This is a genomic window from Kribbella sp. NBC_00482, assembly GCF_036013725.1.
GTDB lineage: Bacteria > Actinomycetota > Actinomycetes > Propionibacteriales > Kribbellaceae > Kribbella.
The window spans coordinates 1,598,364-1,617,724 of sequence record NZ_CP107881.1; the positions used below are offsets into that span (position 1 = coordinate 1,598,364).

Here is a 19,361-nt window from a genome sequence, read left to right on the forward strand (position 1 = left end):
CCGACCCTAACAAGCCCCCCAAGCCACGCTCGGGGTCACTCGGGGGCAGCTCCCTGATGCCGGTAGCAAGCGATTGCCGAAGGATCGGCGGCATGACGTTCACCCAGCGCGCCGTCACCGGCGCCGTACTGCTCGGCGTCGCGGCCGCCGGGCTGACCACGCTTCCAACCGCAACCGCAACCACGGACCGGGTGCAGTGGACCGACTGCAAACCCGAGGGCAAGGACGACCCGGCCGAGGTGCTCGGCTCGCAGTGCGCGACGCTCCGGTTGCCGGTCGACTGGCGCGACCCCGGTGGTCCCACGTTCGACTTCGCGATCGCCCGCCGTACGGCGAAGGTGCCGAGCGAACGCGTCGGCGTTCTGGTGTTCGGTCCTGGTGGTCCCGGCGACTCGGGGGTCGACCGGATCAAGACCGGGATCGACCGGTTCAGCACCGACCTGCAGGACCGCTTCGACATCGTCAGCTTCGACCCACGCGGTATCGCGCGCAGCAACCCGGTGCGCTGCTCGGCCGAGCTGCTCAACAAGCAGCCGTCGCCGATCATCAAGAGCGCGGCCGAGTTCACCTCCACGATCACCTACAACCGGCAGCTCGCCACAGACTGCCGCGAGCACACCGGCCCGCTGTACGACCACATCGACACCTGGCAAACGGTGCGCGACGTCGACGCGGTACGGCGGGCGCTCGGCGAGTCCACGATCTCCTTCCATGGCAGCTCGTACGGGACGGTACTCGGAGCGCAGTACGCCGAGACGTACCCGCGCCGGGTCCGCGCGATGGTGCTGGAGAGCGTGACCGACCACAGCTCGTCCAGCACAGGTGACTTCCTCGACGACCAGGCGGCTGCGGTACAGGACTCGTTCGAGGAGTTCGTGAAGTGGTGCGACGCCACAACGACCTGTGCACTGCACGGGCGCGACGTCCACGCTCTCTGGGCGGACCTGCTGGCCAAGTCGCCTGACCCGTTCACGCTGAGCTTCTCCGTGTTCCGGGCGCTCTACGGACCCCAGTGGTCTGCGCTGGCCGAGATGCTGAAGGCAGGTGTCACTCCCCCGAAGCCGGTGCAGACGGGAGTCGCGCCGTACCCGCTAGCGGTGTTCTGTCAGGACTGGAACCTGCCGGTCCGCAACTACCGCGAGTACGCCGGGAATCTCCAGCGGCTCGCACGGAACAACCAGGACATGCGCTACCCGGGTCAGCTGATGGCTGTGTCCATCTGCCTCGGCTCACCGCCCGCGAACAACCCGCAGCACGTGCTGAAGGTCCGTGGGCTCAAGACGCCCGTACTGCTCGCCAACGCGATCCACGACCCGGCCACCGGCTACGCGTGGGCGCAGAGCGTCGAGCGTCAGCTCGGCCGGTACGGCGTACTGCTGACGTACGAGGGTTGGGGACACGGGAGCTACACGACGAGCCCGTGCATGACGAGCACGATCGACGACTACCTGATCGCGCGGGACGTACCGAAGCGCGGCAGCAGCTGTGCCGCCGTACCGCCCACCGGGTGACAGGTCAGACCGGTACGCCGGTCACTTCGAGCACCCGGTCGAGGTGATCACCCCGAACCAGCCGGTCCGCGATCAGCCGGAGCTCGGCGCAGGCGCGCTCCAGCGCCTGCGTCTGGGTCCCGCAGTTGTCGACGTACCAGAACGGGTCGTCCGGTTGCGGATCGTCGGCGTCGTCGATGTCGGCGTACCAGTGCCGGTTACCGCAGTTCATGACTCGCACTCGTAGGTTCATGCTGATTACTCCCCGTGCCCAGGGATCCTGGGTCCCCCCTGGCCCCAGTTCGAGGCCGACTCGGCCAGGCGCGTGATTCGCGGCCCCCCACTGCCACGCGCCGGGCCGAGTCGACCCTCCCCCCGCCCTGTACATCGTCGGGCGGCGACGAACGTTACTGTTCGTGACTGGTAATTTTGATTACCGCGCGAGCTGCGCCTTGGTCCACTGCTCGAGACCGTCGGTGGTGATCGGGAGGTCCTCGGTGAGGATCTCCAGCCGGTCCTGGTGGACGACGACGTTGTCCTCGATCCGGATGCCGATACCGCGCAGCTCCGGCGGGACGGTCTCGTCGTTCGGGTGGAAGTACAGCCCCGGCTCGACCGCGAGCGCCATACCGGCTTCGATGGTGCCGGCGAAGTACGCCTCCGGCCGGGACGCGTCGCAGTCGTGGACGTCGAGGCCGATGTAGTGGCCGGTCCCGCAGACGATGTACCGGCGGTGCTGCTGCCCGTCCGGGCCGAGCAGCTCGTCCAGCGAGACGTCGAGCACACCCCAGTCCCGCAGCCCTTCGGCCAGCACCCGGAGCGCTTCGTACTGGAAGGCGCGGTACGGCGCTCCCACCTTGACCGCCTCCAGCGAGGCGAGCTGTGCCTTGTGCACCAGGTCGTGCACCTGCCGCTGCGCCGCCGTGTACTCGCCGCTGGCCGGGAAGGTCCGGGTCACGTCGGCGGTGTAGAGCGTGCGGGTCTCGACGCCGGCGTCCAGCAGGATCACGTCGCCCTCGTTCACGGCGCCGTCGTTGCGGACCCAGTGCAGCACCGGCGCGTGGTTGCCGGCCGCAACGATCGACGCGTATCCGACGCCGTTGCCCGCGGTCCGCGCCCGCCGGTCGAAGGTGCCCTGCAGCCAGCGCTCGCCGCCGCCGCGGATCGCCTCGGGCAGCTCGCTCGCCACGTCGCCGAACGCGAGCACGCTCGCTGCGACCGCTTCACGGAGCTGGTCGAGCTCCCAGTCGTCCTTGATCCGGCGCAGCTCGGCGAGCGTCTGCCGCAGCGCGTTGCCGTCGGTGGGCGACGTCCGTACCAAGGCGTCCAGCATCGGCTCGACACCGGGCACCGACAACATGAACGGGACCGCACCACGGACGGCGGCCGGCAGTTCCTCGACCGGGCGGCAGGCGATCTGCAGCGCGTCCGACCAGTCCTTCAGCCCGGGCACCGGGCCGATCCACAGCTCGCCGTCGCGGGCGTTCGAGAAGAAGTCCGCCTCGTCCGGCCCGGCCGTCTCGCGGAGGTAGAGCGTCGCGTCGCCGTCCGCCGAGATGACCAGGACGGAGCCCTCGGCCTGGCAACCGGTGAGCCAGACGAAGTCGCTGTCGGCGCGGAACTGGTAGTCGGTGTCGTTCGACCGGACCGGTGCGCGACCGGCCGCGAGCGCGATCCGGCGACCCGGCAGCGCGGCGGCGAGCTTGCGCCGATGTTCCGCGGCCGCCTCCGCGAGCCCCTCCGGCACCGACACCGAGCGGTCGACCGGCCCCCAGCCACGCGAGATGAACTCCCGGAATCCCTTGGCGTCGATGGGGCGGTAGGACTTCGGCGTCTGGTCGGTCCGGTCGTCATCGGTCATGAGCTGAGCTCCCCTTTGCAGCTGACGTTGTCAACTCATCAACTCAGGTTGTCCCGGGGGCGCGCAAGCCCTTATCCCGGAACGCGGCGAGGATGCCCTGTTCGGAGTCGATGAGGTACTGGTGCAGGTCGGCCGCGGCCTGCTCGTACTTGCGGGCCTCGAGCAGTTCGAACAGCCCGCGGTTGCGCGCGATGTACGGCTCGTGCAGCTCGCGCGGGGTCGCGATCACGTGGAAAAGGAGCCGCAGCTCCGCGAGCAGCCGGCCGGTCATCGCGTCCATCCGCGCGCTGTCGGCGAGCCCGATCAGGTGCTGGTGGAAGCGCATGTTCGCCGTACCGACAGCTGGCCAACGGTCCGCGGCGGCGGCCGCCTCGGCGGCTTCGACATCGTCGTGCAAGGGCTCGAGCCGGCCGGCCGGGAGCTCCGGCTCACGGTCGGCCAGGCCGCGTACGACGTCCACCTCGAGGACGCGACGCAGCCGGTACAGGTCGATCACGTCGTGTTCGTCCAGCTCCGGCACGAAGACGCCACGGTGCAGCTTGTAGACGAGCAGGCCCTCGTGGGTCAGCAGCCGGAAGGCCTCGCGCAGCGTGTTCCGGCTGACCTCCAGGACCTCGGTCAGCTCGACCTCGGAGAGCTGGGCGCCGGGCGGCAAGGCGCCTTCGGTAATACTGCGACGCAGGATGTCCGCGGCGCGCTCGGCCGAACTGCTCCGGTCCAGTCGCGCGACGTCGGCGGCAACGGTCCGCAACCACGCCTGCCGTCCGGTGTCCGCTGCAGTATTAGGTGCACTGTCCTCGGCCCCACCCGTACTCATGTGCGCATCATCTCAGGTGGGCAGGAAAAGTGGAACAAGCCTCTTGCAGGATTGTTCAACAATCCCTACGCTCGGGCCAGGAGGTGGCAGATGGACCTCAACGCGGACATGGGTGAAGGATTCGGCTCCTGGTCGATGGGTGACGACTCGGCGCTGCTCGACGTCGTGACCAGTGCGAACGTGGCCTGCGGCTTCCACGCCGGCGACCCGTCGATCATGCGCCGGGTGACGGCCGAGGCGGTCGAACGCGGCGTCGCGATCGGTGCGCACGTCGGGTACGCCGACAAGGCCGGATTCGGGCGCCGGTTCGTGGACATCGAGCCGGCCGCGCTGCGCGACGAGGTGGTGTACCAGATCGGCGCGTTGGACGCGTTCGCCCGGATCGCCGGCGATCGGGTCAGGTACGTGAAGCCGCACGGGGCGCTGTACAACACGATCGGCCACCACACGGAGCAAGCCGCCGCGGTCGTCGCGGCTGTCGCGGAGTACGACAAGACCCTTCCGGTGCTGGGGCTCCCTGGCTCGGAGTGGCTCCGGCTCGCGGCCGAGGCCGGTCTGACCGCAGTACATGAGGCCTTCGCGGACCGCGCGTACACGTCGGCCGGCACTTTGGTGTCGCGACGCTCGGCCGGTGCGGTTCTGCACGATGCGGACGAGATCGCCTTGCGGTGTACGGCGATGGCGACCGGGCAGCCGATCCGTGACATCGAGGGCGGCTCGCTGGTGGTCGACGCGGCGTCGATCTGTGTGCACGGCGACACTCCGGGAGCGGTGGAGATCGCCCGCCGGGTGCGTGGCGCGGTGGAGGGAGCGGGCGTGACGTTGCGCCCGTTCACCGGCTGATGCGTCTCCTCCCGTCGGGTGATCGGGCGCTGCTGGTCGAGCTCGACGATCTCGACGAGGTGCTCGGGTACTACACAGCACTGACCGCGGATCCGCCGGCGGATGTCGTCGACGTCGTACCGGCCGCGCGGACGGTGCTGGTCACGACGTCGGGCAATCTCGACGTACTGTCTCGCGCACTGCGCGCGGTGACTCCTCTTGCCGGGGCGCAGGCGTCGGGCGACCTGATCGAGATCCCGGTTGTCTATGACGGCGAGGATCTGTCGGATGTGGCCGAGCTGCTCGGGTGCTCGGCGGCCGAGGTCGTCGAGCGTCATACCGCGGACGAGTGGACGGTGGCGTTCTGCGGGTTCGCGCCCGGGTTCGGGTACCTGACGTCCGCAGGCTCGTGGGACATCCCGCGGCGGGAGTCGCCGCGAACGAAGGTGCCGACGGGGGCCGTCGCGCTTGCGGGAGAATTCAGCGGTGTGTATCCCCGTGAGTCGCCGGGCGGGTGGCAGCTGATCGGCCGTACGTCGGTGCGGATCTTCGACTCCCACCGTGACCCGGCCGCACTGTTCTATCCCGGGCGCCGGGTCCGGTTCGTCGACGCGGGTCGTGGATGAGCAGCCTGACCGTTCTCGAACCGGGGCCCTTGGCAACGATCCAGGACCGGGGCCGGGCCGGCCGGGCGGCGCTCGGCGTCCCTTTGTCGGGCGCGTGCGATCGAGCGTCCTACTCGCTGGCGAATCGACTCGTCGGCAATCCCCTCGGTGCGGCCGCGATCGAGGTGACGTACGGCGGCCTGGTGGTGCACGCCGACACCGATCTCGTCGTCGCGATCACCGGCGCTCCGTGCACCGGCGTACCGCTCAACGCGCCGACCACGCTGCGCGCGGGTCAGGTACTGCGTCTTGGCGCGCCGACGAGCGGGCTCCGGACGTACGTCGCCGTCCGCGGCGGGATCGACGTACCCGCGGTCCTCGGCTCCCGCTCCACCGACTTGCTGTCCGGCCTCGGACCCGCGCCGCTTGTCGCGAATCAGACGCTGCCCGTCGGGTCGTCCGTCGAGCCGATGCCCGGCGTGGACCTGGCCCCCGTCGCGCATCCGGCCGACGGGACGGTCGTACTGCGGGTCACGCCGGGACCGCGACGCGACTGGTTCACCGACGCGGGATGGGCATCGCTCGTGTCGCAGGTTTACGAGGTGAGCAGCAACAGCAACCGCGTCGGCGTACGGCTCGACGGCGAACCCCTCGACCGCGCCCGCACCGGCGAACTCGCCAGCGAAGGCATGGCCCGCGGCGCCATCCAGATCCCACCGTCCGGCACCCCAGTCATCTTCCTCGCAGACCACCCAGTCACCGGCGGCTACCCAGTCATCGCCTACGTCACCACCCCGGACCTGGACCCCTCCGCCCAACTCCGCCCCGGCCAGCCGGTCCGTCTTCGGAGCGAGTGAGCTATCGCCCTGAATCTCAGGCACAACTAGCCTGATGAAAGTGGGGAGTTCATTCGCAGTTTCTGCGGTAGTCATTGCTGAGAATTTCTGGACCGAGAACAAGGATCTACTCGCGCTTGCGGTGTCCTTGCTTGCATTGGTGGTCGCGATCGTCACCACCCGGCAGAACGTCGAGACGACCAAGAAGATCGCCAAAGTCGCGGCTTCGCATGCCGAGTCGATGGCCCGGCTCGCTACGTACCAGCGCATTCATGAGTTGCTGGTCGAACCAGCGGCGGCGTCCGGTCGCCGAAGATTGTTCCAAGCCGCGAAGAGCGGGACATTCCCGGGCATCGGGGACGAGGGATGGGACGACATCAACTATTCCCTGGCCCTGTACGACACGCTCGCCGGCTACGTCTTCCGAGGACAGGTCGATCGGGACGTCGCCCTGGATGCGTGGCACCATCCGTTGGCGAACATCGCCGGCCCGGTCCGGGCATTCAGTGCCTATCGCATCGAGCGCGGAATCAACCAACCATGGCCGCACCTCATGCAACTGATCGAGGCCGGAGAAACCTATGCCTGCCAGTGCCCGAACGTAGAACGGACCGGCCAGAGTTGAAGCCTTGGCACGCAGCGACCGAGGCTCTACTTTGAAATGGTAAGAGGGGGAGTGCTCGGCACGGCTCACGTCGGCATGAGATCAAGCGATTGACTTCGCTGCGGACACCTCGCGGCAGGTTGCTGACGTACGACCGGTATGCACAGCACAGCAAGGAAGGGCCCGGCCAAGATCACATGCGTCTCGATGAATTCCCATTCCAACAGGTCTCCCGATGGCTCTCCGAGGGAAAAGTCGTGCCGTTCCTCGGATCGGCCGCCTCCCGAGTGGGAGTGATGGGTCCAACGCAGTTGCCGGACGGGAACGGCCTGGCCCGTGAACTCCTCGTCGAGATGGGCGTCGCCTACCCTGGCGATCCATCGGACAACCTTGCGCTGATCGCCCAGTACTACGAGCGGCCGTTTCTGGATCGCGTGGCGCTGTACGAGTACATGCATCAGCGCTTCTTCCGGGGACAAGTCGAAGCTCCGCTGGCGCGGGTGGCGCAAGTTCTGGCGTCGATTCCGAACAACGACACGTCGCGGTTCCTGGTGACGACGAACTACGACGTGATCATCGAGCGCGCGTTTCGCGAAGCGGGCCGGCCGATCTGTGTGATCACCCAGAACATGCGCGACCCCGATCACGGCGGAGCGCAGGTCCAGGTCATCCCTCCGGACGGGATTCCGACCGTCGAGGAAGCGCGGGACCTCGTGCTGGAGGTGTATCCACGCGGGACAACCTTCCTGTTCAAGATGCACGGGTCCGCGCACAACGAGAAGATCGACAAGCGGGACGACCTGATCATCACCGAGAACGACTACGTCGACTTCCTGGTCAACGCGGGCGGCCGGATGTCTCCGAACTTCCCGCCGGCATCCCTGGCCGCCGCGTTCAAGACCCGGCGGTTCCTGTTCCTGGGATACTCCCTCCGGGACTGGAACTTCCGCGCGTTCCTGCGGCTCCTGGAACTGCGAAACGCTCTGTCCGGCCGGGACCAACTGCGGCATCTGGCGGTTCAGATGAGTCCCGGCCAGCTCGAGATCGAACTGTGGAACCAGCGCAACGTCAACGTCTACGACGGCGATCTGCTGCAGTTCTGCGACCGGCTGGCAGCGGCCGGCAACGTGGAGCCAGTGCAATGAAGAAGCCTTTCGTCGGACTCCGTCCCTTTCGTAAAGGCGAGAACGGGCTGTTCTTCGGCCGTGATCGGGACATCGCCATTCTGCAGAACCTCATTCGCGCCGTCCCGGTGCTTGTCGTCTATGCGCCCAGCGGCACCGGCAAGTCGTCACTCCTCAATGCCGGCGTACTGCCGGCCATCGAGCAGGACCCGTTCCTGCTGCCGGTCGTCGTCGATGATCCGCGTGCCGATGTCACGGCGTCCGTGAGCGCATTGCTCGTCTCGACCGGCTGGCACGACGCGAAGACGGGCGACGGCGGACTGGCCGCGACGCTCCAGCGACACTTCACCGAAACCGATCGGCGCCTCATCCTGGTGCTGGATCAGTTCGAGGAGCGCCTCAAGGACGAGGACTCCCTCGACGAGCTCTACATCGAGATTGCCCGTCTTGCCAACACCCGCAGTGAAGCAGCGACCGTCGTGATCAGCGTCCGCGAGGACTACCTGGCAGGTCTCGAGCGGTTGATGCGTCGAGTGTCAGGGCTCCTCGACGCCAGTTTTCGCGTACCTGCCCTGTCCAAGGACGCGCTGAGCGATGCCGTGTACGGGCCACTCAAGGCCGTTGCCACGGAGGTGGGGATAGAAGCCGGTCTCGTCGGCCAGGTGCTGACCGACCTGGAACGTGAGGCACGGCTCGGGGACTCGGCCGACGGGCGCATCGAAGCCGGCTATTTCCAGATCGTCTGGTCGCACCTCTGGGACAAGGACGCCGACCTCCCCGACCATCGATTGACAAGTTCGACCTATCAGCGGGAGGGCGGCGCCGCCGGAATCCTGGAGAGCTTTGTCTCGTCGACGCTCTCCCGGCTCCTGCCGTTCGAACTGGAGGTGCTCAGCGCCGTCATCCGCTACCTGGTCCTGCCGACCGGGGCGAAGGTCTCGATGACGATCGACGATCTGTTGGGGCTGCTCCGAAGAGATGACTTCACCAAGCAGGCAGTGGACATTCTGCCGCTGGACGACCGGTGGACCATTCGGAAGATTCTGGATTCGTTGTTCTCCCGGCTGACCCGGACCGAGACACCGCTCTTCCGCCGGGTTCTTCGCGGTCAGCGAGAAGAGTACGAGCTGGTCCATGATCTGCTCGGTCCGATCTTGCTGCAATGGCGAACCGTCCGTGAATCGGAGGAGGACGCCACCGCGCGAAAGGTCGTCCAGAGGGTCGTGTCCGAGTACACCGGCCTGGCGAAAGACGCGTACGCGAGCGTCTCGAACCGTGGGCTCCTCACCGACCCGAAGGCTAACCGAGAAGGCCACGGCGTGAAGGAAGCCTTGACGGCGTACATCCGTGACCTGGCCGCCGTCGAGACAGCGGCCGACGCAGAGCTTGCCGCCGGTCAAATGCGCGCCGGATTCGGCCAACTCGCCTGGATTCGCAGGCATTTGTGGGTTGGCCCCGAAGTGCCGGCGGAGATGGGCCGTGTCATCCAGCCGGCGATCGGGAGGGCGTACGTGCAACTGAAATCCGTTGCGCTCGGCCATCCGTCTCGTGATGTCCAGCGCGCGACTCAGCGGCAAGCCTACGAGTTCCAGGCATTCAATACCTACTTCGAAGACCTCGGGCCATGGATCACCGAGTCGCAATCCAATCGCGCTCGCTCCGCCTGGATGTACTCTCTCGCGTACGCCACTGGCTTGGCATTCGCAGTCGGCGGAATGTTCATTGCGTACCGGTTACTCAGACTGGTGTGGCACGTTCCGGACATCGAATACCTGAAACTCACGCTGGGCACCGCATCGTGCGGCATGGCGCTCATGTACCTCATCAACTTCTATCCCAACAAGGTAGCGGTCTGGGAAACAGTTCGAGATGCGCTGTGGCCGACCAGCGCGCTACCGGATAGCGTCCCTAGCTACGGTGGAGAGAGATCCTCCCGGCTCAGATACCTGCAATATTCGGCCCTGCTGACCTGGTGGCCAATCCTATTTGCCGCATATCAGGCCATCTGTTTCTCGATTGCAGTGGTGTTCGACCGGTTCGGTTGGTCCGCGACGGCCGGCTTCAATCTGGCGGCCGTCCTGGCGGCGTTCGGGGTGGCAGTCGCCTACGTCTGGGCGAGCGACGGGTGAGCGCGTGGTCAGTTCCTCGTTCGCCTGCGCATCTCGGCGGCGAAGGTGTCTTGGGCGTGGCGCATCTTGGCGGCCTCTTCGGGGTTTGCGAACAGGGCCGGGATGGTGCTCGGGTCGACGTCCTCGACGTGGGTCTGCAGCCACCAGATGTTGCCCAACGGGTCCCTCACCCGGGCGCCGCGGTCGCCGGTGATTCCGGAGTACATCAGGTCGGTCACGACGGTCGCGCCGGCGTCGATCGCCCGCTGGAACGTCCGCTCGACGTCGTCGACGTACACGCTCAGGAAGCTCGGGGTGTCCGGCCAGTCCGGCGCCGCGTCGAACGTCATCAGGACCGATGCGCCGACGGTGATCTCGGCGTGGCCGACCGTGCCGTCCTGGTTCGGGAACCGTCCGCTCGTCTGCACCTCGAAGGTCTGCTCCACGAAGTCCAGGAACTTGTCGGCGCCCTTCACCGCGACGTACGGCGTGATGGTCGACTTACCGCCAGGGATCTGCTGTGTGGTCATGCGTCCAGTCTGGCCCGCGTATAGGACAGGTTCTGTCCTGTACATCGCTTCCTAGAGCAGGGTTTTCCAGTAGTGCCAGAACTGCTCACCGATCAACGTGAGCAGTACGACTGTCCAGATAGTCAGTACGACGGTGTGGTACCTCGTGACTAGGTGACAGCGGTTGAGGTTGTGCAGTGTCACGTACCAGAAGATCGGGATGGTGACCGCCCACACCGCCATGCAGTAGGGGCACAGCGCCTGGATCCGGTACAGGCTTTGGAAGATCAGCCAGTGCACGAATACGACACCGAACGTCACACCCGCCTGCAGGCCGAGCCAGAACCATCGGCGGAAGCTCGCGCCCGCCAGCAGCGCAGCGCCGATCGTGGTGACGACCGCGAATCCCGCAATGCCGAGCAGCGAATTCGGGAAGCCGAACACCTCGGCCTGGGGTTTGGTCATCACCGATCCGCACGACAGGATCGGATTGATGCTGCACGACGGGACGTAGGCCGGATCGCGGAGCAGCGCGATCTTCTCGACCGTCAGTACGACGGCGGCGGTCAGGCCGAAGGCCCCGCCGACCAGCAGCAACCAGGGCAGCAGCTTCGGGAACGGCGTACTGCCCGCCGGGTCGAGGCGGCTACTCGAGGGCGGCATCGATGCTCGCGATGAGGTCCTGGGCCGACTCGGGCTGGAGCTTCTCGCCGTTGAGGAAGAACGTCGGGGTGCCGGTCACGCCGAGGGCTTCGCCGTCGGCGACGTCGCGCTTGATCCGCTCGAGCGTGGCCGGGTCGTTGTAGGCCTTGTCCCAGGCAGCCAGGTCGAGTCCGAGGTCCTTGGCGAAGCCGCGAAACCGGTCGTCGGCAGCCACCTGCTGCTCGCCCCACTCGGCTTGGGTCTCGTACATCTTCCGGTACATCTGCTCGAACTTGCCCTGCCCGGAAGCCGCCTCGACGGCGCGGGCGGCGCGTTCGGCGTTGAAGTGGCCGGGCAGCGGGAAGTAGCGCACCACGAAGGTCACCTTGCCGGCGTAGTCCTTACGCAGTTGCTCGACAGCCGGGAATGCTGCCCGGCACGACTCGCACTCGAAGTCGAGGAACTCCACGAACGTGGCTTTACCGTCGGCGGCGACGTCGAGCTTGTGGCTGTCGGACCGAACGAGACGTTCATGGCGATCCGTGCCGGTGGTGTTGGACGAGGTGGTGCTGGTGCTGCTGCCCGAGCCGTTGGCGGCGTTGACTGCCAGCAAGATGCCGGCCACCAGGACGAAGGCGGCGGCGATGCCGATCGATATGCGGGCGTTGGTACTCATGTCTGATCCTCGATTCAGGTAATGCGGACAGGTCTGTTCACACCGCCGACGTACGGCGATGGCGACAGGCAATGCCTGTCGCCGATGGGTGAACGGCCTAGGTCCGCGAGACCTGCAGTTGACTCAGCGACGGAGGCGCCGGCCACGGGCGATCAGACAGTCCCCACACGCTGCGTGCGGGGTCGCGCCGCGGACGCACCGCGACGGTTCGGCGCACTCGGCTCACCAGCGCGAGTAGTACGAGCGACACCGTCAGCGCCAGCAGACAGGCCACGGCAAGGTGCGCGTGGGGGTCAACCGAGGGATGGGTCGAGGGCACGTCGGTCGGGTCGAGGTGGAACGGCCCGACCAGGTCCACGGTGGTGCTTGCCGCGACCGAGGATGCGGCAGGCTGGTCGGTCGGTTCCGAGGAGCTGTGGAACGCGCACACAGCCACCAGCGCCGCGACCAGCATCAGGCCACGCGCCACAAGTCGCCGCAACGATCCGGAACCGTTCATGTCGGGCCCAGCGTAGCCAGGCCGCGGTACACCGACGCCACTTCCCAACTGTCCTAGATGTCGATAACATCGCCAGATGGCGATGACGACACCAGTTGACGTTCAGTTGCAAGCAGGACCGGACGTGGTCGACGAGGCGGCTGCGTTGTCGGTGGCGGCTTGCCTGTTCAACGGCTTCAGCGATGCGTCGCGGCTGGCGATTGTGCGGCACTTGGCGCTCGGCGAGCACCGGGTGGTCGACCTGACCGAGCATCTCGGTCTGGCGCAGTCGACGGTCTCCAAGCATCTGGCCTGCCTGCGCGACTGCGGCTTGGTCGAGTCGCGTCCGGTCGGCCGGGCGTCACTGTTCAGCCTGACCCATCCCGACGCCACGCTCGACCTGCTCTCGGCAGCCGAGCGTCTGCTCGGCCTGACCGGTGACGCGGTCGCGCTCTGCCCGAACTACGGCCGGGCCGCGACGAGATGAGCGACCACGACCAGGTCACTCCGCCCTCGCCAGGCTCCCGGCTCGAGCTGTCGCTGGAGCCTGTGCAGATCGCCCCGGCAACGAGCAGCACGTGGACCGCCGACCCGGAGCTTCGTCGCAAGCTGAGCCGTCGCGCGCAGCTGCTCGCCGGCGCCTCGGTCACCTACAACGTCATCGAAGCCGTCATCGCCATCAGCGCCGGGCTCGTCGCCGGGTCCGTCGCGCTGGTCGGCTTCGGCCTGGACTCGGTCGTCGAGGTCTCCAGCGGCCTGATCATCTTGTGGCAGTTCCGCCACCGCCTGCCCGAGACCCGGGAAAAGCAGGCCCTACGGTTGCTCGCCTTCTCCTTCTTCGCGCTCGCCGCCTACGTCAGCTTCGAGTCGATCCGGTCCCTGATCACAGGTGCTGACCCCGAAACCTCACCGGTGGGGATCGGGCTGGCGATCGCGTCGCTGATCGTCATGCCGTTCCTGTCCTGGGCGCAGCGCCGTACCGGCAAGGCCCTCGGATCCAACGCCGTCGTCGCCGACTCCACACAGACGCTGCTCTGCACCTACCTGTCCGCCGTGCTGCTGGTCGGGCTGGTGCTCAACGCGACACTCGGCTGGGGCTGGGCAGATCCGATCGCCGGACTCGTCATCGCCGGCGTCGCAGTCCGCGAGGGCCTCGAAGCATGGCGCGGCGAAGGCTGCTGCTCACCCATCGCAGGCGCCGCCAACGCCAGCTGCGGCTGCAGCGACGACGCCTGCACCGACGGCTGCTGCGACTGAGCCGCGACCGACCCGATCCGGTGTTACCCCGCGGGGCGTTCCTTGTCCGGGGGCCTGAGGACGGGCCAGGATGGGCGGTATGACGGAGAGTTCTGGAACGCCAGGCATCGACAGCACAGTTCCCCCGAGCGGCGCCGGATGCGTTGAGTGTCTGCAGGTCGACGGCTGGTGGTTCCACCTCCGTCGGTGCGCGCAGTGCGGTCACATCGGCTGCTGCGACTCCTCCCCTGCCCAGCACGCATCCGGTCACGCCGGCGAGACCGGTCACCAGATCGTCCGCAGCTTCGAGCCCGGCGAGGACTGGTTCTGGCACTACGGCGAGTCCCAGTACTACGACGGCCCCACCCTCGCCCCGCCGGCCTCCCGCCCCGAAACCCAACCGGTCCCCGGCGGCAACGTCCCCACCAACTGGCAATCCCAACTCCACCGCTGAGGGACGCCGGGTGCCGTTGGGCTGAGGCCCGGGCGGCTGTACTGCGGATTTCTGCAGGTCGACAGTACGTATACGTCCACTGGCCGACGATCCGGCCCGCCTCCCGGTACACGATGACGGGGTACTAGACGTATACGTACTGTCGAGATGCCGGACAAAGGTTAGAGGACGAAGCCGGTGGGGAAGGGGTCTTCGGGGTCGAGGAGGTAGTTGGCGGTGCCGGTGATCCAGGCTCGGCCGGTGACTGTGGGGACTACGGCGGGGTGGGGGCCGACTGTGGTTTCTTCGATCAGGCGACCGGTGAAGCGGGTGCCGATAAAGGACTCGTTGACGAAGTCGGTGTCGAGGGCGAGCTCGCCGCGGGCATGGAGTTGTGCCATCCGGGCCGACGTACCGGTGCCGCACGGTGAACGGTCGAACCAGCCGGGGTGGATCGCCATCGCGTTCCGGGAGTCGGCGCCGTCGAGACCGGGCGCGGTGAACTGCACGTGCTTGCAGCCGTTGATGCCGGGATCGAGCGGATGCACCGGACGGTCGGTGGCGTTGATCGCCTCCATGATGTCCAGCCCGGCCTTCAGGATGCGATCCTTCTCGGCCCGATCGAACGGGATCCCGAGCTGCTCCAGCGGCAGGATCGCGTAGAAGTTCCCGCCGTACGCCATGTCATAGGTGACGCGCCCCAGCCCGGGCACCTCGACAGAGGCATCCAGAGCATGCGAGTACGACGGAACGTTGCGCAACGTCACGTGCTCGGCGCGACCGTTGCTCACAGCAACGTCCACGACGACGAGACCGGCCGGCGTGTCCAGCCGGACCTCCGTCACCGGCTCCGTCACCTCGACCATGCCGGACTCGACCAGCACCGTGGCGACGCCGATCGTCCCGTGCCCGCACATCGGCAGCAGTCCGGAGACCTCGATGTACAGCACGCCCCAGTCCGCGTCGGCCCGCGTCGGCGGTTGCAGGATCGCGCCGCTCATCGCCGCATGACCGCGCGGCTCGTTCATCAGGAACAACCGCAGGTCGTCCAGGTGCTTGATGAAGTACTCGCGCCGCTCGGCCATCGTCGCACCGGGGACCACACCGACCCCGCCGGTGACGACGCGGGTCGGCATGCCCTCGGTGTGCGAGTCGATCGCGGTGATCGTCCGGACGGACCTCATACCAGTGACTCCACTGCCTTCTTCATGTCCTGCTCCAGCTGCGCGACGTGCTCGGGAACCAGCGGCCCGCGCGGCGGCCGGCACGGTCCACCGAACCGTCCGACGTAGTCCATGCCGTACTTGATCGCCTGGACGAACTCGGTCCGCGAGTCCCACCGGAACGCGGCGACCAGCGGCTCGTACAACGCGCGGGCCTCCTCCAGCTTGCCCTGCGTGGCGAGCTCGAACAACTGCACCGATTCCTTCGGGAACACGTTCGGGAAGCCGGCGAACCAGCCGGTCGCACCCATCAGCAGCGCTTCGAGGGTCAGGTCGTCGGCGCCCGCGATCACGGCCAGGTCCGGCGCCAGCTCGCGGATCTCCAGGATCCGCCGTACGTCACCGGAGAACTCCTTCACCGCAACGATGTTCTCGATCTGCGCGATCTCCGCGAGCAGGTCCGGGGTCAGGTCGACCTTGGTGTCGAGCGGGTTGTTGTAGACCATCACCGGCAATCCGGCCTTCGCGACCTCGGTGAAGTGCGCGATCACCTCGCCGCGGTTCGCGCGGTACATCGTCGGCGGCAGGCAGAGCACACCGTCGGCGCCGTCCTCGGCAGCCTTCTCCGCCCAGGCGCGGGCCTGGTGCGAACCGACGCCGTGGACGCCGATCACCACGACACCGTCGTCGCCGACAGCCTCGATCGCGGTCTTCGCCACGGCGCGGCGCTCGTCGTCGGACAGCGACGAGTACTCACCGAGCGACCCGTTCGGCCCGACACCACGGCAGCCGTTGTCGACCAGCCAGCGGCAGTGCTCCGCGTACTTGTCCAGGTCCGGGCGCAGTCCCGCCGGCGCCGCCGCGTCCTCGGCGTACGGCAGCGCGGTCGCGACGATCACGCCGTCCAGCTTCTCGCTCATCGTTCCTCCATGGTGTCCAGCACGGTTTCTGGTGATTCCGCGACCTCGGCGTCCGCGAGATCCCGCAGCCTCACTGGTACGGCGATCGGTCGTTTCATGCTTGGTTCCGGTACGTCGCCCGGCGCGGCCAGCAGGGCTGCGACGGTGCGCGAACACACCCGCCCCTGGCACATCCCGAGCCCTGCGCGACTGGTCAGCTTCATTGCCCGGCCGTCGTCCAGCCCGCGTTCCTGTGCGGCGGCCTCGATCTGTCCGCGGGTCACTTCCTCACAGCGGCAGACGAGCGTGTCCGCGGTACTCCAACTCTTCCACCCGTCCCGCACGGGATAAGCCCGAGCCAACGCTGCCGCAAACCGCCGCCCCCGCTCAACAGCGCCCCGAACACCTGCAACTCCAGCCGCTTCAGATCCGGCGAGGGCGTGGTGGGCTGCGGTGGTGCCGGCGAGGGTGCCTTCTGCGGTGGAGAGGGCGGCGCCGCCGATGCCGGTGAGTTCGCCGGCCGCGAAGACGCCGGCGGTGCTCGTCTGCTGGTCGGCGTCGACGGCCACCGCCGGGCCGCCGTCGGGGCCGGTGGTGATCGTGCAGCCGGCGGAGACGGCGAGCTCCAGGTTCGCAGTGAAGCCGAAGCCGACGCAGACGGCGTCGACGTCCACTCGCCGTTCGCTGCCGCGGATCGGACGCCAATCGCTGTCCAGGCGGGCGATCGTGGCTGCCTCGACGCGGTCGGTGCCGTGCGCGGCGATGACGGTCCACCCGTGGCGGAGCGGAATGCGATGGCGGGCGAGCAACGCGCCGTACCCGACGGCTTCTCGGAGTTTGCTCGGGGCAACTAGTGGATCGCTGGACCAGCCCTTGCGGACGGTCGTCAGCGTGTTGGCCTCGAGGAGCGCGACGACGCGCGCACCGACGCCGACCAACGACTCAGCGACCGGCAGCAGGAACGGACCGGTGCCCGCGACAAGGACGCGGTGGCCGACGGCGATCCGTTGCCCTTTCGCGAGGGCCTGCGCGGCACCGGCTGTGTAGACGCCTGGAAGATCCCAACCAGGGAAGGGAAGCACGCGATCGTAGGCGCCAGCAGCTAGTACGACGGATTGTGCGTCGATGGGGAACGGTTGCCGGGCGCTGGCGTCTGCCGGCCCGGTCTGAGCCCAGAGCCGGAGACCTTCGATTGCCCACACCGAGGTGTCGGGCAGGTACGTGATCCGCGGATGGCTGACGAGCCGGTCCCGCTGCTCGGCGAACACCTTCCACTCGTGCTGTAGGCGATCCGGCCGCCGAGCAGCAAACTCCACCGGCAACTGCCGGTTGTACTGCCCTCCAACCCCCCGCCCGTTATCCACAACAAGAACCTCAGCCCCTGCATCCCCCGCCGCCAGCGCAGCGGCAACCCCCGCCGGCCCCGCCCCCACTACAACAACCTGAAAGACCCTCCGCCCCCGCCCCACCACGGCTCCCGCGTCCTCCGCGGCTGCGAACGAGGAGGTTGTGGGTAGGACTGCGCCGGATTGGGTTGTGATTGCGTCACCGGGGGTGATGCTGCGTTGGCAGGCGCGGACGTCGGGGAGTCCGTTGACCGTGACGAGGCAGTCCTGGCACGCGCCGATTCCGCAGAAGATGCCTCGGGGGCGGTCGTGTACGCGGGTGGTCCGCCAGGTGTCGCGACCGTTGGCCATCAGTACGGCGGCCACCGTCTGACCCGCCTGAGCCGCGACCGGCTGCCCGTCGACGGTCACGTCCACTGCCGTCGGCGTACCAACCTCGGCCGGATCACCCGACTGCGGGCGAAGGTAGGCGCTCATGCGGCGATCACCGCCGGGCGGTCGACGCGGAACGGGGCTGGATCGAGGTGCGGTGTGAGGCCCAAGAACTGTTCGGTGATGAGACGGCCGGTCGAAGGCGCCAGACCGATGCCCGCACCCTCATGTCCTGTCGCGTGCCACAACCCGTGCACGCGCGGATCCGCGCCGATGACCGGCAGATGATCCGGTGCATAAGGGCGAAACCCGCCGTACGTCCGCATCACCGGGACGTCGCCGAGGAACGGGAACAGTCCGACCGCCTTCCGCGCGAGCTCCCGCAGCACCCGGACGCGAACCGCGTCGTCGAACCCGATCCGCTCCCGGCTCGATCCGATCAGCACGGTCCCGGCCCGCGTCGACTCGACCACTGTGGACGTCTGCAGATCGGCGTCCCCGCTGCCCACCGCGCCGACGTAGTCCGCGTCGTACACCTTGTGGCGCACGCACTCCGGCAGCGGTGCCGTCACGAGGATCATCCCGCGCCGGGGCAGCACCACGATCGGCGCACCGGCCGCCGCACTGAACGCGCCCGCCCACGGGCCGCACGCGTTGAGCACCGCACCACAAGCAATGTCGCCGTCCGACGTGTCCACTCCGACTACGCGACCCCGCGACTGCCGGATCCCGAGCGCGGTGACCCCCGATCTCACTTCGCCACCGCGCTCGCGGACCGCAGCCAGCAACGCCGTTGCCGCCAGCACCGGCTGCACCTGCGCGTCGTCCGGGTAATGCACCCCGACCGTCACCCGAGGCGTGACCAACGGCTCGAGCTCGAAGACCTCCGCGGGCGTGATCACTCGCGTGGTGACCCCGGCCGCGCGCTGCTTCGCCGCGAACGCCGTCAACGGCTCCGGATCCCCGGTCGCCACCACGACACCGCCCTTCGCCGCCCACTCCACGTCCGCGACCCAGTCGGGCAGCCGGCCGCGGACGATCTCCCACTCGGCCCGGGACGCGACGGCGAGCTCCAACTCCGGTCCCGGCTCCTTGTCCGACACCAGCACGTTGCCCTCGCCGGATGCCGTCGTACCCGCGGCCGGACCGTCGCGGTCGATCACCAGCACCCGCACGCCGGCCGCCGACAGCGCCTCCGCGCAGGCAGCGCCGACCATGCCCGCGCCGACCACCACCACGTCGGGTGTCGCGGACCGGTGCATGGCAAGCCTCCTCGGCAGGGCGTTCGCTAAAATGAACGATACCGAGCGTACGCGTGCTCCCGGCGGCCGGTCAATGCA

The 19,361-nt window shown here is 67.9% G+C and carries 21 protein-coding genes; 10 read left to right on the forward strand and 11 right to left on the reverse strand.

Annotated elements, in window-relative coordinates; all coding sequences use genetic code 11:
* Positions 1–92: 92 nt before the first annotated feature.
* Positions 93–1,511 carry an alpha/beta fold hydrolase gene (locus OHB24_RS07980; RefSeq protein ID WP_327638304.1) on the forward strand — a complete coding sequence of 473 codons (1,419 nt, stop codon included), beginning with the start codon at positions 93–95 and terminating at the stop codon, positions 1,509–1,511.
* A 4-nt stretch (positions 1,512–1,515) separates the two neighbouring features.
* Here the strand turns inward: OHB24_RS07980 and OHB24_RS07985 are convergent, their stop codons facing one another.
* The 3 genes from OHB24_RS07985 to OHB24_RS07995 all read right to left on the reverse strand — a co-directional run bounded on the left by OHB24_RS07985 (position 1,516) and on the right by OHB24_RS07995 (position 4,168).
* A complete protein-coding gene (locus tag OHB24_RS07985; protein ID WP_327638305.1) occupies positions 1,516–1,743 on the reverse strand; it encodes a hypothetical protein in 228 nt (75 codons plus the stop codon).
* 180 nt (positions 1,744–1,923) lie between these two features.
* Positions 1,924–3,351, reverse strand: a complete 1,428-nt coding sequence (locus OHB24_RS07990; RefSeq protein WP_327638306.1) for an aminopeptidase P family protein — start codon at positions 3,349–3,351, stop codon at positions 1,924–1,926.
* Positions 3,352–3,394: 43 nt separating this feature from the next.
* Positions 3,395–4,168, reverse strand: a complete 774-nt coding sequence (locus tag OHB24_RS07995) for a GntR family transcriptional regulator (RefSeq protein WP_327638307.1) — start codon at positions 4,166–4,168, stop codon at positions 3,395–3,397.
* Between the two features lie 90 nt (positions 4,169–4,258).
* Between OHB24_RS07995 and OHB24_RS08000 the strand changes: the two genes are divergently transcribed.
* The 6 genes from OHB24_RS08000 (at position 4,259) to OHB24_RS08025 (ending at position 10,288) form a co-directional block, all read left to right on the forward strand.
* Positions 4,259–5,011 carry a LamB/YcsF family protein gene (locus OHB24_RS08000; RefSeq protein WP_327638308.1) on the forward strand — a complete coding sequence of 251 codons (753 nt, stop codon included), beginning with the start codon at positions 4,259–4,261 and terminating at the stop codon, positions 5,009–5,011.
* On the forward strand, positions 5,011–5,616 hold the full coding sequence (locus OHB24_RS08005; protein ID WP_327638309.1) for a 5-oxoprolinase subunit B family protein: 606 nt from the start codon (positions 5,011–5,013) through the stop codon (positions 5,614–5,616). The genes OHB24_RS08000 and OHB24_RS08005 overlap by 1 nt, the downstream gene beginning before the upstream one ends.
* Positions 5,613–6,452 carry a biotin-dependent carboxyltransferase family protein gene (locus OHB24_RS08010; RefSeq protein WP_327638310.1) on the forward strand — a complete coding sequence of 280 codons (840 nt, stop codon included), beginning with the start codon at positions 5,613–5,615 and terminating at the stop codon, positions 6,450–6,452. Before OHB24_RS08005 ends, OHB24_RS08010 begins: the two co-directional genes overlap by 4 nt.
* Positions 6,453–6,492: 40 nt before the next feature.
* A complete protein-coding gene (locus OHB24_RS08015) occupies positions 6,493–7,056 on the forward strand; it encodes a hypothetical protein (RefSeq protein WP_327638311.1) in 564 nt (187 codons plus the stop codon).
* Between the two features lie 275 nt (positions 7,057–7,331).
* The gene (locus OHB24_RS08020) at positions 7,332–8,180 is read left to right on the forward strand and encodes an SIR2 family NAD-dependent protein deacylase (protein WP_327638312.1); all 849 of its coding nucleotides are present in this window, start codon (positions 7,332–7,334) and stop codon (positions 8,178–8,180) included.
* Positions 8,177–10,288, forward strand: coding sequence for an ATP-binding protein (locus OHB24_RS08025; RefSeq protein WP_327638313.1), 2,112 nt, complete (start codon positions 8,177–8,179; stop codon positions 10,286–10,288). The genes OHB24_RS08020 and OHB24_RS08025 overlap by 4 nt, the downstream gene beginning before the upstream one ends.
* An 8-nt stretch (positions 10,289–10,296) precedes the next feature.
* Here the strand turns inward: OHB24_RS08025 and OHB24_RS08030 are convergent, their stop codons facing one another.
* The 4 genes from OHB24_RS08030 to OHB24_RS08045 form a co-directional block, all read right to left on the reverse strand.
* Positions 10,297–10,797 (reverse strand): VOC family protein, encoded by a 501-nt coding sequence (locus OHB24_RS08030; protein ID WP_327638314.1) that lies wholly within the window; start codon positions 10,795–10,797, stop codon positions 10,297–10,299.
* Between the two features lie 51 nt (positions 10,798–10,848).
* Entirely contained in the window at positions 10,849–11,439 is a 591-nt protein-coding gene (locus OHB24_RS08035; RefSeq protein ID WP_327638315.1) for a vitamin K epoxide reductase family protein, read from the reverse strand.
* Positions 11,423–12,094: a DsbA family protein gene (locus OHB24_RS08040; RefSeq protein ID WP_327638316.1), complete on the reverse strand. Its 672-nt coding sequence runs from the start codon at positions 12,092–12,094 to the stop codon at positions 11,423–11,425. Before OHB24_RS08040 ends, OHB24_RS08035 begins: the two co-directional genes overlap by 17 nt.
* 97 nt (positions 12,095–12,191) lie before the next feature.
* The gene (locus OHB24_RS08045; protein ID WP_327638317.1) at positions 12,192–12,593 is read right to left on the reverse strand and encodes a DUF6153 family protein; all 402 of its coding nucleotides are present in this window, start codon (positions 12,591–12,593) and stop codon (positions 12,192–12,194) included.
* An 82-nt stretch (positions 12,594–12,675) separates the two neighbouring features.
* Between OHB24_RS08045 and OHB24_RS08050 the strand changes: the two genes are divergently transcribed.
* From OHB24_RS08050 to OHB24_RS08060, 3 genes are all read left to right on the forward strand, one after another.
* Positions 12,676–13,059, forward strand: coding sequence for an ArsR/SmtB family transcription factor (locus tag OHB24_RS08050; protein WP_327638318.1), 384 nt, complete (start codon positions 12,676–12,678; stop codon positions 13,057–13,059).
* On the forward strand, positions 13,056–13,829 hold the full coding sequence (locus tag OHB24_RS08055; protein WP_327638319.1) for a cation diffusion facilitator family transporter: 774 nt from the start codon (positions 13,056–13,058) through the stop codon (positions 13,827–13,829). The genes OHB24_RS08050 and OHB24_RS08055 overlap by 4 nt, the downstream gene beginning before the upstream one ends.
* 79 nt (positions 13,830–13,908) lie before the next feature.
* Positions 13,909–14,262, forward strand: a complete 354-nt coding sequence (locus OHB24_RS08060; protein WP_327638320.1) for a UBP-type zinc finger domain-containing protein — start codon at positions 13,909–13,911, stop codon at positions 14,260–14,262.
* A gap of 161 nt (positions 14,263–14,423) precedes the next feature.
* On the opposite strand, the gene OHB24_RS08065 is transcribed toward OHB24_RS08060, so the two are convergent.
* Genes OHB24_RS08065 through OHB24_RS08080 form a run of 4 tightly spaced genes read right to left on the reverse strand, consistent with a single transcriptional unit; the run spans position 14,424 to position 19,283 of the window.
* Entirely contained in the window at positions 14,424–15,425 is a 1,002-nt protein-coding gene (locus OHB24_RS08065; RefSeq protein ID WP_327638321.1) for a proline racemase family protein, read from the reverse strand.
* The gene (locus OHB24_RS08070) at positions 15,422–16,324 is read right to left on the reverse strand and encodes a dihydrodipicolinate synthase family protein (RefSeq protein WP_327638322.1); all 903 of its coding nucleotides are present in this window, start codon (positions 16,322–16,324) and stop codon (positions 15,422–15,424) included. Before OHB24_RS08070 ends, OHB24_RS08065 begins: the two co-directional genes overlap by 4 nt.
* The gene (locus OHB24_RS08075) at positions 16,321–18,126 is read right to left on the reverse strand and encodes a 2Fe-2S iron-sulfur cluster-binding protein (protein WP_327638323.1); all 1,806 of its coding nucleotides are present in this window, start codon (positions 18,124–18,126) and stop codon (positions 16,321–16,323) included. Before OHB24_RS08075 ends, OHB24_RS08070 begins: the two co-directional genes overlap by 4 nt.
* The gene (locus tag OHB24_RS08080) at positions 18,123–19,283 is read right to left on the reverse strand and encodes an NAD(P)/FAD-dependent oxidoreductase (protein ID WP_327638324.1); all 1,161 of its coding nucleotides are present in this window, start codon (positions 19,281–19,283) and stop codon (positions 18,123–18,125) included. The genes OHB24_RS08075 and OHB24_RS08080 overlap by 4 nt, the downstream gene beginning before the upstream one ends.
* Between the last annotated feature and the right edge of the window lie 78 nt (positions 19,284–19,361).

Bases quoted from the DNA above. Each gene is read 5' to 3' on its own strand.
- OHB24_RS07980 (WP_327638304.1), top strand. From the start codon at position 93: ATGACGTTCACCCAGCGCGCCGTCACCGGCGCCGTACTGCTCGGCGTC.
- OHB24_RS07985 (WP_327638305.1), bottom strand. From the start codon at position 1,743: ATGAACCTACGAGTGCGAGTCATGAACTGCGGTAACCGGCACTGGTAC.
- OHB24_RS07990 (WP_327638306.1), bottom strand. From the start codon at position 3,351: ATGACCGATGACGACCGGACCGACCAGACGCCGAAGTCCTACCGCCCC.
- OHB24_RS07995 (WP_327638307.1), bottom strand. From the start codon at position 4,168: ATGAGTACGGGTGGGGCCGAGGACAGTGCACCTAATACTGCAGCGGAC.
- OHB24_RS08000 (WP_327638308.1), top strand. From the start codon at position 4,259: ATGGACCTCAACGCGGACATGGGTGAAGGATTCGGCTCCTGGTCGATG.
- OHB24_RS08005 (WP_327638309.1), top strand. From the start codon at position 5,011: ATGCGTCTCCTCCCGTCGGGTGATCGGGCGCTGCTGGTCGAGCTCGAC.
- OHB24_RS08010 (WP_327638310.1), top strand. From the start codon at position 5,613: ATGAGCAGCCTGACCGTTCTCGAACCGGGGCCCTTGGCAACGATCCAG.
- OHB24_RS08020 (WP_327638312.1), top strand. From the start codon at position 7,332: ATGGGTCCAACGCAGTTGCCGGACGGGAACGGCCTGGCCCGTGAACTC.
- OHB24_RS08025 (WP_327638313.1), top strand. From the start codon at position 8,177: ATGAAGAAGCCTTTCGTCGGACTCCGTCCCTTTCGTAAAGGCGAGAAC.
- OHB24_RS08030 (WP_327638314.1), bottom strand. From the start codon at position 10,797: ATGACCACACAGCAGATCCCTGGCGGTAAGTCGACCATCACGCCGTAC.
- OHB24_RS08035 (WP_327638315.1), bottom strand. From the start codon at position 11,439: ATGCCGCCCTCGAGTAGCCGCCTCGACCCGGCGGGCAGTACGCCGTTC.
- OHB24_RS08040 (WP_327638316.1), bottom strand. From the start codon at position 12,094: ATGAGTACCAACGCCCGCATATCGATCGGCATCGCCGCCGCCTTCGTC.
- OHB24_RS08045 (WP_327638317.1), bottom strand. From the start codon at position 12,593: ATGAACGGTTCCGGATCGTTGCGGCGACTTGTGGCGCGTGGCCTGATG.
- OHB24_RS08050 (WP_327638318.1), top strand. From the start codon at position 12,676: ATGACGACACCAGTTGACGTTCAGTTGCAAGCAGGACCGGACGTGGTC.
- OHB24_RS08055 (WP_327638319.1), top strand. From the start codon at position 13,056: ATGAGCGACCACGACCAGGTCACTCCGCCCTCGCCAGGCTCCCGGCTC.
- OHB24_RS08060 (WP_327638320.1), top strand. From the start codon at position 13,909: ATGACGGAGAGTTCTGGAACGCCAGGCATCGACAGCACAGTTCCCCCG.
- OHB24_RS08065 (WP_327638321.1), bottom strand. From the start codon at position 15,425: ATGAGGTCCGTCCGGACGATCACCGCGATCGACTCGCACACCGAGGGC.
- OHB24_RS08070 (WP_327638322.1), bottom strand. From the start codon at position 16,324: ATGAGCGAGAAGCTGGACGGCGTGATCGTCGCGACCGCGCTGCCGTAC.
- OHB24_RS08075 (WP_327638323.1), bottom strand. From the start codon at position 18,126: ATGAGCGCCTACCTTCGCCCGCAGTCGGGTGATCCGGCCGAGGTTGGT.
- OHB24_RS08080 (WP_327638324.1), bottom strand. From the start codon at position 19,283: ATGCACCGGTCCGCGACACCCGACGTGGTGGTGGTCGGCGCGGGCATG.